The following is a 12,292-nucleotide window of genomic DNA, read 5'->3' as shown; positions in this document are numbered from 1 at the left end:
CGTTCCCTTCCAGGACGATGTCACGGCAGTCTCTGCCATTTCGGCGGCCAGCCTTTCGGAAGGATTGCGCTCGCTGGTTCCGCATGAGTTGCTGCGCGATCTCAACCGACTTGCTCCGACCCATTTCGATGCCCCGACCGGACAGCGCCATCCGATCCAGTATGATGGAGAAGAGCCGGTGCTGACGATCCGGGTTCAGGAACTGTTCGGGCTCAAGTCCCATCCATGCGTGGCCGGCGGAAAACTGCCGCTGCTGCTGGAACTGACATCGCCGGCGCACCGGCCGATCCAGACCACACGCGACCTGCCCGGCTTCTGGGGGGGATCATGGAAGGATGTGCGCTCGGAGATGCGAGGGCGTTATCCCAAACATCCGTGGCCGGAAAATCCGGCCGACGCAGAGCCGACACACCGTGCAAAGCCGAGAGGCACGTGACAGAATGTCACGTCTATAGAAACGATCAGCCGATCTAAGAGCATTTGATAAAACCTGAAGCGGGACAGAATGGCGGAAGGCATGGAAGAGGCATCAATCCAGGAAGGGCAGTTCGGCCATACGAGCCGGCGGATCCGACTACAGACATTGATAAGACTGCGATGGCTGGCAGTGGCAGGGCAGACGCTGACGGTGCTGATCATCTGGATGCTGCTCGACTTTTCGATACCGATCGTCCAGGCGGCGATCCTGATCGGCGCGCTGGCGGTCGCCAACCTGATCCTGTCATCGTGGTTTCCGGCGACCCATCGGCTTGGACCGAAATCGGCACTTGCGCTGCTCTGCTTCGATCTTCTGCAGATGGGCGCCCTGCTGTTCATTACCGGCGGTCTGAGCAATCCGTTCGCGCCTTTGATCTGCGTGCCGGTGATCATCGCCTTTGCCTCGCAGCCGTTGCATCACTCGCTGATACTGCTGATCTTTGCCCTTCTGTGCACGACGGCGCTGACGTTTTCGCCCTATCCGGTGCCCTGGTATGAGGGCGAGCATCTGATTATCCAGCCGATCATGCAGCTCGGGGTATGGTTTGCGATCGCCTCAATGATGGTTTTTGCAGCCTTTTACGCCTATCGCGTTTCGCACGAAGCGAGCCTGCTTGCCGATGCGCTGGTGGCGACCGAGATGATCCTCGAGCGGGAGAAGCATCTCGGCCAGCTCGACGGGCTTGCCGCCGCGGCCGCCCACGAACTGGGTACCCCGCTTGCCACGATCACGGTCGTTGCCAAGGAGATGCAGCGGGAACTCGGCCATGACGAACGTTTCAGCGAGGACCTGCAGCTGTTGCGCAGCCAGAGCGAGCGGTGCCGGGACATTCTGAGGCGGCTGACCTCGCTGCCTGCCGAAGGTGAAGAACATCTTCGCCGGCTGCCGCTCTCCTCGATGATGGAGGAGGTCATTGCACCGCACCGGCAATTCGATATCGACATTGCACTCGTCCAGAAGAGCGACGGGAAGCCGGAGCCGGTCGGCGTCCGCAATGCCGGCATTCTTTATGGGCTTGGCAACCTGATCGAAAACGCCGTCGACTACGCGAAAAGCCAGGTCACCATATCGGCCGAATACGACGACCAGCGCGTATCGATCATGATCGAGGACGATGGGCCGGGCTATTCGGCCGACATTCTCTCACGTATCGGCGAGCCCTATATGACCTCGCGGACGCGTGAGCGCAGCGAACATGCCGGCGGCCTCGGTCTCGGATTGTTCATCGCCAAGACCCTGCTCGAGCGTTCAGGCGCCTCAATCCGCTTCAGCAATCGCGACGATGGCAAAGTGGGAGCGCGTATCCGAATAGAATGGCCGAGATCGATAATGGACCGGACAATTTGATCTGGCTCCGGTTTCATCACTTCTGATATGGTAATGGGGATCCATCGATCCCGGAGAATAAAGATGGAAACAGTATTGCAGCAGTCCAATCCCCAGACCGAGGATTATATCGGTCCAGATCCGTCGTTGCTGATCGTCGATGACGACGGCCCGTTCCTGCGCCGTCTGGCACGGGCAATGGAAACACGCGGTTTTGCGGTCGATGTGGCGGAAACCGTCGCCGATGGTATCACCAAGGTCCGCCAGCGGGCACCGAAATACGCGGTAGTCGACCTTCGCCTCGGCGATGGCAACGGCCTCGACGTCATCGAGACGATCCGCCAGTTCCGGTCCGATACGCGGGTCATCGTTCTCACCGGCTACGGCAATATCGCAACCGCCGTCACCGCCGTGAAGCTTGGTGCCGTCGACTATCTCTCGAAGCCTGCCGATGCGGACGAGGTCTACAATGCCTTGACGCAGCGTCCCGGTGAAAAGGCCGATGTGCCGGAAAATCCGATGTCCGCAGACCGCGTACGTTGGGAACATATCCAGCGGGTCTACGAAATGTGCGAGCGCAACGTTTCGGAAACCGCACGCCGGCTCAACATGCACCGCCGCACGTTGCAGCGGATCCTGGCAAAGCGGGCGCCGAAATAAGGCGCCCGTCTGCAGACGCGATCACGTCAGACATCATCGAAACTCTTGCCGGTCGACCACTCCGCCATCATCAGGCGGTGGGCGGCAGCACGCGAGAAATCCAGCATCAGTGCCTTGCGACTGGCTGGGGCGAGCTTGTGCAGCGGTGCCTCGCGCAGCAGGCCTGCGCCGTAGCCATCGGACAGCAACAGGCCGCAATCTGGCGGAAAGATATCGAGCGGAACGTCCCGGTGTGTCGCAAAGAGCAGACGGTCGCAGTGGCTGCGATAGTCGGGCCATTTGCGGTCGACACGGAAATCCTCGATCGACGTCTTGATCTCGATGATCCAGATCTCCCCCTTGTCGGAGACGGTGACCAGATCGGCGCGGCGGCCGGACGACAGGACGAGTTCCGGCAATACGGCATGGCGCATGTCGTGGAGCAGGATCTGCACTCCCTTGCGCACCATCATGGCGCGGGCGGACTGACGCCCATCCACAAGCGGATTGTCGTTGACCACGCTCAATATCGTCATTTCCGCCTCCTTCCGGCTTTACGAATGTTGCAAAAAGACCATGGTTTTGCCAATTCGTCCCCAGCCTGACGGCTCGGCGCGACGGCAACTTGCCAATGGCAGGCGAATGGAAAATAACGTCTTCCACGGCGATGAGACGCCTTTTCAATCGATTCTTTCACCAAGAGATATCCATGCGCTTTCGCACCAGCATGATTGCACTCGGCCTGTTGGCATCTGCCGCCCTGGCCGGCTGCTCCACCACGTCGCAGACCGCCCAGGCCACTCCGGCTGCGGAGCCGGTTCGGGTCGAGACGGCCAAGATCTTTACCGATTCGTACGGTTCGGTCACCGACGCAGGCTACACCCTGCCGGCGATCCCGATCAACAAGGTCAAGCCGGAGTTCGTCCGCCAGATCGTCAATTACGACACGACGGAAAAGCCCGGTACGGTCATCGTCAATACGCGCGAGCGTCATCTCTACTACATCCTGCCGGGTGGCCAGGCGATGCGTTACGGCATCGGCGTCGGCAAGCAGGGTTTTGCATGGTCGGGCACGGCCTATGTTGCCTGGAAGCAGGAATGGCCGACCTGGCATCCGCCGAAGGAAATGGCGGCGCGCAAGCCTGATGTGGCCAAGTATGTCGAAGACGGCATGGGCCCGGGCCTCAACAACCCACTCGGCGCACGCGCGATGTACCTGTTCAACGAAAAGGGCCAGGACACGCTGTTCCGCCTGCACGGCACGCCGGAATGGGCCTCGATCGGCACCGCCGCTTCCTCGGGCTGCATCCGCCTGATGAACCAGGACGTGATCGATCTCTACAGCCGCGTTCGCCCTGGCCACCAGACCAAGGTCATCGTCATCCAGTAAGGATGAGGACAGCTGCAAAAGAGAGAGCCGCCGAGGCATGCCCGGCGGCTTTTTTGTTGAATGCATGCCGCCTCAGCTTGCCCTCGTCTTGAGTTCGATCCTGCGGCGGTGGAGGACGGGTTCGGTATAGCCATTGGGCTGCTCGCGGCCCTTGAGCACCAGGTCGAGGGCGGCCTGGAAGGCGATCGAGCTGTCGAAGTTGCCAGCCATCGGACGGTAGAGCGGATCGCCGGCATTTTGGCCATCCACCACGCTCGCCATGCGCTTCATCGTCTCGACGATCTGATCTTGCGTGACCACCTTGTGGTGCAGCCAGTTGGCCATGTGCTGCGCCGAGATGCGCAGGGTGGCCCGGTCCTCCATCAGCCCGACATTGTTGATGTCCGGCACCTTGGAGCAGCCGACGCCCTGGTCGACCCAGCGCACCACATAGCCGAGTATGCCCTGTGCATTGTTGTCGAGTTCGCGGCCGATCTCCTCCGCCGTCCAGTTCGGCCGTGATGCCACCGGCACCGAGAGAATGTCGGAGAGTTTTGCCCGGCCGCGGCTCTTCAGGCTCTGCTGCACGGCAGCCACGTCTATCCTGTGATAATGGGTGGCATGCAGCGTGGCCGCCGTCGGAGACGGAACCCAGGCGGTGTTGGCACCCGCCTTCGGATGGCCGATCTTCTGTTCCAGCATCGCCGCCATCAGGTCCGGCATCGCCCACATGCCCTTGCCGATCTGCGCATGGCCAGACAGGCCGCATTCCAGCCCGATATCGACATTCCAGTTCTCATAGGCCGCAATCCACGGGGCCTGCTTCATGTCCCCCTTGCGGATCATCGGCCCGGCTTCCATCGAAGTGTGGATCTCGTCGCCGGTGCGGTCGAGGAAGCCGGTATTGATGAAGACAACACGATCACTAGCCGCACGGATCGCTTCCTTGAGGTTCACCGTCGTGCGGCGCTCCTCGTCCATGATGCCCATCTTCATCGCATGTCTCGACAGGCCGAGGACCTGTTCAACGCGCGAGAAGATCTCGGCGGCGAAGGCGACCTCTTCCGGCCCATGCATCTTCGGCTTGACCACGTAGATCGAACCGGTCGCGGAATTCTGGCGCCGGCCGGCCGGACCTGCGGGGCGGCCGATATCGTGGATGGCGATCAGCGCCGTCACCATCGCATCCATGATGCCTTCAGGTACTTCGTTTCCGTCGCGATCGAGAATGGCCGGATTGGTCATCAGGTGACCGACATTGCGCACCAGCATCAGCGAGCGGCACTTGAGCTTGAAGGACGAACCGTCGGGGGCCATGTAGTTCAGATCGGGATTGAGCCTGCGGGTGAAGCTCCTGTCTCCCTTCGACACCTCTTCCGTCAGGTCGCCCTTCATCAGGCCGAGCCAGTTGCGGTAGACGGTGACCTTATCCTTCGCATCCACCGCGGCCACCGAATCCTCGCAGTCCATGATCGTGGTGATCGCCGATTCGGCCCTGACATCGGCAATGCCGGCCGCATCGGTGCTGCCGATCTCGGTCGTCCTGTCGATGACGATCTCGACATGCAGCCTGTTCTTCGTCAGAAGCACCTGCTTCGGTGCGGCGGCCTCTCCGAGATAGCCGGCAAATTGCGAGGGATCGACAAGCCCGGTTACCGCGCCATCCGCCATCGTCACGAAGAGTGCGGCATTGTCGATGCGAAGTGCGGCCACGTCCTTCCAGCGCCCGCCGGCAAGCGGTGCCGACTGATCGAGGAAGTCGCGCACCCAGGCGATGACCCTGGCGCCGCGGACAGGATTGTAGGCTTTACCCTTCTCGGCGCCATCGGTCTCGGGGATCGCATCGGTGCCGTAGAGCGCATCGTAGAGCGAGCCCCAGCGGGCATTGGCGGCATTCAGCGCATAGCGGGCATTCATCACCGGCACGACCAGCTGCGGTCCGGCGATCTGGGCAATCTCCGGATCGACATTTTCGGTCGAGACCTTGAAGTCCTCACCCTCGGGAAGCAGGTAGCCGATCTCACGCAAAAAGGCCTCATAAGCGACCAGATCGCTCGGCGCGCCGTTCTGCCGATACCAGTCGTCGAGCGTCTCCTGGAAGGCATCACGCTTTGCCAGCAGCGCCCGGTTCTTCGGGGCAAGGTCGTGCACGATACCCGAAAAGCCCGCAAAGAACGCAGACGCATCAACCCCCGTACCAGGAAGCGCCTCGTCAACCAAAAACCGGTAAAGAAAATCTGATATCTGAAGACCGGCGACATCCATGCGGGCCATGCGGCTACTCCCTTTTCACACCCTGTTATTCGGGATCACATTGCGCGGCACATGACAGGTGTCAATCCGCCAAAAGCCGAAGCAGATCACGCCTGACTGACTGCGTCGGCACCGTGTCGCGACGGCAGCCTCAGGAGTGGGTCATCCTCGGCCGGCCTGTCGCGAAGGCGGTGATGCGTGCCTCGACCAGCCTTCTCTCGCCCTCGATCTCGGGCGCGGCAATCTCTTCCTCGAGTGTCACGAGAACATCGCCCGCGCCCTCCAGGCCGGCTTTTTCACGTGCCGCCGCGTGCGCCCTTTGCCGCGCCATATCAAGCGCATGTGATTCGCCGGCCACCATTATGGTTTCGCCGCTACCTGCAATGACATAGAGCCCCTGTTCCGGCGAGGTCACGGTCACGGTGCAGGTAACCCTGATCTGCCCGACCACAGCACCAATCGCATTGGCCACATCGGCATCGGCTGGAATGATCGATCCGGCTCCCAGCATGTCGGCGATTGCCGGGTAGTAGACCGGTGCGGAGGCCCCAAGGCCGACAAGCGGCCGGTCGAGCGCCAGTGAAAAGCGCGCAATGCCCGGGCTGCGCTTCAGGGCACGATCGACTGCCAGCGAGACGGCAGGATCGATCGCCCCTGCCCCGTCCTCGGCAAGGCAGGCCGACAGGATCGCCTCGGCCGACTGGCGGGTCAGACGGTCAACGATGATTTTGGCGAGTTCATCGGCGGATCCGGCAATCTCGCGGCCGGCGCCGTTTTTCCTTCGAGCAGCGATCTGCAGGCCGAGCCGAGCGGCCTTGCCATTCCATTGCCCCTGGCGCCCAAGCACATGGAGAGCATCGGATGGCGTGATACCACTCAGTTGCACAGTGCCGCGCCCGACCAGCCTGTCGAGGACGGCTTTCTGTGAATTCATCGTCAGCAGGGCGGTGAGTGCCACGGGCTCGGTGCCAATTCGTACCAGAAGCGCGTGTTCCTGTGGCTGGAGACCGTGATCTGCGCCGGGGGCAGCAATGCGGATGACGAAACGTCCATCGTGGCGGCCGGGATGGGGCGCGCGAAACTGCTGTTCCAGAACCTCCATGACAAAGGCTTCGTGGCTTGCGGCCAGAAGGCTGAGTGGCAGAAGCCTGCGGGGCCCAAGCGTGATTCTCGCTTCAAGTCCGCGCTCGTCGACATGGACTTCCGAATCACCGCCGAGGCCATAGGTGCGCATCGCCACGGCCTCGACCATGGTGTCGTGGCCGCCGACATTGGCACCATCGGGGGCAAGCTTCGGCCTTCCATCCTGGAGGATGGCGACGTCGGTTGTCGTGCCGCCGATATCGGAGACCACGGCATTGTCGAGGCCGGTGAGATATCGGGCGCCGACCAGGCTTGCGGCGGGGCCGGAGAGGATGGTCTCGATCGGCCGCAGGCGCGCTTCTGATGCCGACATCAGGGCGCCATCGCCACGCACGACCATCAGCGGCGCATCAATGCCGGATCGTTTCAGAAAATCCTCGGTCGAGCCGATCAGCCGGTCGATGATCGAAACCAGCCTTGCATTGAGAAGCGTCGTCAGCGCTCGGCGCGGACCGCCAAGCCGGGAGGAGAGTTCATGACTGCAGGTGACCGGCTTGTGGCTGAGCGCCCGGATGCGATCCCTCACCCGGATTTCGTGAGCCGGATTCCGTACGGCGAAATAGCCTGCGACAGCGAAGGACGAAACGGTGGAGCCAAGAGCCGGTAGATCGGCTTCGAGTGTCGCCATGTCGAGCGGCGTTTCATTGCCATGCACATCGTGGCCACCAGGCAGAAAGATGACCGGATCGGTTCCCAGCGCATCCGACAGGCCGGCGCGGACGAGATCGTCCGGGCCGAAACCGATCATGATGAGTGCGGCGCGGCCGCCCTGCCCTTCCACCAGTGCATTGGTGGCGAGTGTCGTCGACAGCGAGACCATGGCAATATCGGCGGCGGAAACCGCGCCCTTTTCAAGCGCTGCGCTGACGGCACCGGCCACGCCTTGCGACAGGTCACGCCGGGTGGTGAGCGACTTGGCCTTCGCGATGACGCCCAGGTCTTCACGAAACAGAACGGCATCGGTGTAGGTGCCGCCGGTATCAATGCCGAGGAGAAGAGGTGAAGCCACGCGACAATTCCCGAACGCTTATCGAGCAATCAATAACTTAAGGCACGGCACGATCAATCGACCGACAGAGACATTCCCTGTCGCCCTCAGGCTCCCGATTTTCCAGTACCTTCAGGTTCTCAGGCTGACGCGCATCGGCATGCCGTCGCGCGGCTGGGTCGTCAGTTTCTGCACCGGCCAGACTTCGGTATCCGGCAGGCTGTCGAAACGATAGCGCTTCATCATCACGGCGAGCGCAATGACCGCTTCCTGCATGGCGAAGGTGGCGCCGATACAGGTGCGCGGGCCGGCGCCGAAGGGCAGATATTGAAAGCGGCCGATCCTGCCGCGGTTTTCCGGCAGGAAGCGTTCCGGCATGAAGGCACGCGGCTTTTCCCAGTAAAGCTCGTGGCGATGCAGCGTCCAGGGCATGACGAGGATGGTCACCCCGGCCTCGATCTCGACTGTCTCGCCGCTCGGGCTCGTCCAGCGATCATCCTTGATGGCGGCGCGGTTCAACGACGGTGCCGGCGGATAGAGCCTGAGTGCCTCCTCGAAGGCGGCGCGCACCCAGGGCATCAGTTCCAGCCATTCCACCGGTTCGGCACCGCTTGCCAGAACGCGGTCGATCTCGCGCTCCATCTCGTCGCGGACATGCGGCGAATGGGAGACGCAATAGAGGGTCCAGGCGAGCGCCCGCGCCGTCGTTTCATGGCCGGCGCCGATGAAGGTGAGGATATTGTCCTCGATCTCCGCCATGGAGAGACCCTCCGGACCTTCGAGCTGCAGCAGCAGGGTGAGGAAATCCTGCGGCACGTCGTCCGGTGTCTCCTGCATGCGCTTTCGGCGCATGAGCATGGTGTCGGAAACGATGCTGCGGAACTTGTCGAGCACCTTGCGGCCGCCGATGCGGGTGATGCGCGGCACCCAGGGCGGCGCACGCATCAGATCCATCGGATCGACGCGGCCCATGCGGTGCAACAGGCTGTCGACATCGTTGGCAACGCTGTCCTTTTCGCCGGCGATCTCGCCGGAAAAGAGCGTTTCGGCGAGCAGCGCATAGGTCAGCTCGGTCATGTCGACGGAGATGTCGTGCACCGTGCCATCGGCCGCGCCCGCATCGTATTTTGCGACATATTCCTCGGATTTCGCCAGCATCTGGCCGGCAAAACCGCGGGCATGGCGAGGCGTGAAGACAGGCGCCATGGCCTTACGCGAACGCTTCCAGACGGGACCTTCGGCGGTCAGCAGGCCATCGCGCAGGATCGGTCTCAGGATCAGCTGACGCACTTCCGCCATCTCGTAATTGGACGCGTTGTCGACGAGTACGTGGCGGATGAGACCCGGATCGTTGACGATCAGGGTGCGCTCCTTGAAGAATTTCGTATCGATCCAGGGAAGCGTGAAGGACATCTGGCCCCAGAGCTCCAGCGGATTGCGGAGTGCCGTCGATATGATGCCCCAACGCGACAGCGGTTGGGTGTGCGGTATCGGGGCCGGCGGCACAAAGGGGTCAGGACGCATGTCCATCAACCACCCTCCTCTTCAGTTCCTGATTGGAAAGATATCAGGCCTTAGAGCAGCGATTTCAACTGAGCGATCTTATCGTTGACGAGCCAGCCGTAATAATTTTCCTCCGGCAGGCCGCCGCGGGCTTTCAGGGCAGCCGCACGTTCGGCCGAGCCACCGGTATTGTAGAGCGTCGCGGTAATGCCGGGATTGTGGGAAATATCGACATCGGCGATCGTCTTGTAGTCATCGATCGAGCGGCGGATCGTGGCTGCCATATAGGCAAGCGATTTGTCCGGATCCATGATCGCGTCATAGACATCCGCCGCCTTGTTTTCATCCAGCTTCGGATAGCCGGAAACCTTGGCGACCATGTCGGAGAACATCAGCGCGGTCAGCGGATTGAGCTGACCGAGGCCAAAGGTCTGGCCGGCATAGAACGGCTGGAAGAAGACGGCGCTGAAGCGATTATCAGGGAATGACTTGCCATCGACCTTCTGGCCACGGAACGACTTGTCCCAGACGTTTTCGCGACAGGTCCAAAGGCGGTAGGAATCGGTATATTCGGCGCATTTCTGAAACTGCGGGCGGGCGATGAACTGGTCGATGCCTTCATCGTCATAGGCGAAGCGGAAACGCTCTCCGGCATAGGCGGCCGCCTTTATGTAATAGGTCTGCAGCCGGTCATAGGCATCGACATTATAGGTATGTTCGCCGACGATCGCGCCGATGATGTGGACCGGATCGATGTCATAGGCGGCTGCCGTCGATTTGATCTTGGCGATCAGCGCATGGTCGGAGGACAGAAGCTCGATGACCTTGTCATACTTGTCGTCAAACGTGGTGCGGCCGGCGCGGGTGCGACGAACGGAGGCACCCGGGATCTTGGGCTGCTCAGCGTTGCGATTGCCTTCCGGCACGATCGTCATGGCAGCCACGGGGGCCGAGGACGACACCGCCCAGGCGGTTGTTAACAGCAATGCGATCAGGATGCGTTTCAAGATTTCCGTGTCCCAGCATTTGGCCAGCGCCAGTTTCGGCTCCAGGGGCTGTGACAAGTCAAATCATGGAGCCGCCCCCGCTATACGCGAAAGCGCGCCACCCTTACGTGAAGACATGCTGTAATGTCGAGAGAAAGACGTTCAAAATAGCGTCAATCGCACGATTAGTGGCAGCCGGACGTTGCCCGGCTGCCACTTGAACGGGTTAGAGGATGTAGCGCGAGAGGTCGGTATCGGCGGCCAGATCGCCCACATGCCTGCGGACATAATCGGCGTCGATCGTGATCCACGTGCCGCCCTGATCCGGTGCGGTAAACGAGATCTCGTCCAGCACACGTTCCATCACCGTCTGTAGACGACGGGCGCCGATATTCTCGACCGTCGAGTTCAGATGGACTGCAACGTCCGCCAGGGCATCGATGGCATCCTCGGTGAATTCCAGCGACAGATCTTCCGTTCCCATCAGCGCCTTGTACTGGCGGATGAGGCTCGCTTCGGTTTCCGTCAGGATGCGGCGGAAATCCTCCTTGGTCAGCGGCCGAAGCTCGACACGGATCGGCAGGCGGCCCTGGAGTTCCGGCAGAAGATCCGAGGGCTTGGCGACATGGAAGGCACCGGAGGCGATGAAGAGGATGTGATCCGTCTTGACCGGGCCATACTTGGTCGAAACCGTCGTGCCTTCGACGAGCGGCAGCAGGTCGCGCTGGACGCCTTCACGTGAAACACCGGCACCCATGGCGCCATTGCGAGCGGCGATCTTGTCGATCTCGTCGAGAAAGACGATGCCATCGTTTTCGACCGCACGCACTGCCTCGCGCTGGATGACCTCGTTGTCGATCAACTTGTCGGACTCATCGCGGATGAGTTCGCCATAGGACTTCGAGACTGTGGTCTTCACCTTCTTCGTGCGGCCGCCCATAGCCTTTCCGAACATGTCGGAAAGGTTGAGCACGCCGATATTGGCACCCGGCATGCCGGGGATTTCGAAACCGCCGGGCATGCCGGAGCCGCTATCGGCCACTTCGATCTCGATTTCCTTGTCGTCCAGCTCGCCGGCACGGAGCTTCTTGCGGAAGCTGTCGCGAGTTGCGGGCGACGCGGTCGAGCCGACCAGCGCGTCGAGTACGCGCTCTTCGGCGCTCTGATGCGCCTTGGCCTCAACCTCGGAGCGCTTCTTTTCGCGCACTAGGCCGATGCCGATCTCGACGAGGTCGCGGATAATCTGCTCGACATCGCGGCCGACATAACCGACCTCGGTGAACTTGGTGGCTTCGACCTTGATGAAGGGAGCGCCAGCGAGCTTGGCGAGGCGACGGGAGATTTCCGTCTTACCGACGCCGGTCGGGCCGATCATCAGGATGTTCTTCGGCATCACTTCGTCGCGCAGGCTCTCGTCGAGCTGATGGCGGCGCCAGCGGTTGCGCAGCGCGATCGCCACAGCCCGCTTGGCATCATGCTGGCCGATAATGTGGCGATCGAGTTCGGAAACGATTTCTCTTGGAGAAAAATTGGTCATTTGATCCTCTTGGCCTTCCCGTTGCGGCCGGCCATTTCGGCCCGGTCCGCGGGACCCTTTTCAGGAATTG

General features: G+C 61.5%; 10 protein-coding genes (1 of these 10 running past the window's edge). 4 read left to right on the top strand and 6 right to left on the bottom strand.

Annotated elements, in window-relative coordinates; genetic code table 11:
• The 3 genes from hrpB to NCHU2750_RS19055 all read left to right on the top strand — a co-directional run.
• Positions 1-436 carry the 3' portion of an ATP-dependent helicase HrpB gene (hrpB, locus tag NCHU2750_RS19065; RefSeq protein ID WP_119942170.1) on the top strand. It extends 2,102 nt beyond the left edge of the window, so only the last 436 of its 2,538 coding nucleotides appear in the window; the start codon falls outside the window, past its left edge; it ends in the stop codon at positions 434-436.
• 69 nt (positions 437-505) lie between these two features.
• Entirely contained in the window at positions 506-1,825 is a 1,320-nt protein-coding gene (locus NCHU2750_RS19060; RefSeq protein WP_162939680.1) for an ActS/PrrB/RegB family redox-sensitive histidine kinase, read from the top strand.
• Positions 1,826-1,888: 63 nt separating this feature from the next.
• Positions 1,889-2,464: an ActR/PrrA/RegA family redox response regulator transcription factor gene (locus NCHU2750_RS19055; protein ID WP_119942168.1), complete on the top strand. Its 576-nt coding sequence runs from the start codon at positions 1,889-1,891 to the stop codon at positions 2,462-2,464.
• A gap of 26 nt (positions 2,465-2,490) precedes the next feature.
• Here NCHU2750_RS19055 and NCHU2750_RS19050 read toward each other — a convergent pair whose 3' ends face one another.
• Complete coding sequence (locus tag NCHU2750_RS19050) at positions 2,491-2,979, bottom strand: MmcB family DNA repair protein (protein WP_119942166.1); 489 nt, start codon at positions 2,977-2,979, stop codon at positions 2,491-2,493.
• 173 nt (positions 2,980-3,152) lie between these two features.
• Here NCHU2750_RS19050 and NCHU2750_RS19045 point away from each other — a divergent pair, with 173 nt between their 5' ends.
• The gene (locus tag NCHU2750_RS19045; protein ID WP_119943543.1) at positions 3,153-3,833 is read left to right on the top strand and encodes a L,D-transpeptidase; all 681 of its coding nucleotides are present in this window, start codon (positions 3,153-3,155) and stop codon (positions 3,831-3,833) included.
• Positions 3,834-3,905: 72 nt separating this feature from the next.
• On the opposite strand, the gene NCHU2750_RS19040 is transcribed toward NCHU2750_RS19045, so the two are convergent.
• The 5 genes from NCHU2750_RS19040 to hslU all read right to left on the bottom strand — a co-directional run bounded on the left by NCHU2750_RS19040 (position 3,906) and on the right by hslU (position 12,222).
• Positions 3,906-6,086, bottom strand: a complete 2,181-nt coding sequence (locus tag NCHU2750_RS19040) for a malate synthase G (RefSeq protein WP_119942164.1) — start codon at positions 6,084-6,086, stop codon at positions 3,906-3,908.
• Between the two features lie 130 nt (positions 6,087-6,216).
• Positions 6,217-8,217, bottom strand: coding sequence for a hydantoinase/oxoprolinase N-terminal domain-containing protein (locus tag NCHU2750_RS19035; RefSeq protein ID WP_119942162.1), 2,001 nt, complete (start codon positions 8,215-8,217; stop codon positions 6,217-6,219).
• A 111-nt stretch (positions 8,218-8,328) separates the two neighbouring features.
• Positions 8,329-9,726, bottom strand: a complete 1,398-nt coding sequence (locus NCHU2750_RS19030; RefSeq protein WP_119942160.1) for a cytochrome P450 — start codon at positions 9,724-9,726, stop codon at positions 8,329-8,331.
• 44 nt (positions 9,727-9,770) lie between these two features.
• Entirely contained in the window at positions 9,771-10,706 is a 936-nt protein-coding gene (locus NCHU2750_RS19025) for a DUF1402 family protein (RefSeq protein ID WP_162939726.1), read from the bottom strand.
• 205 nt (positions 10,707-10,911) lie between these two features.
• Entirely contained in the window at positions 10,912-12,222 is a 1,311-nt protein-coding gene (hslU, locus tag NCHU2750_RS19020) for an ATP-dependent protease ATPase subunit HslU (RefSeq protein WP_119942158.1), read from the bottom strand.
• Positions 12,223-12,292: the final 70 nt, after the last annotated feature.

Source organism: Neorhizobium sp. NCHU2750, assembly GCF_003597675.1.
In the GTDB taxonomy this organism is placed as follows: Bacteria; Pseudomonadota; Alphaproteobacteria; order Rhizobiales; family Rhizobiaceae; genus Neorhizobium.
This window is presented reverse-complemented; position numbering and strand designations above follow the sequence as displayed.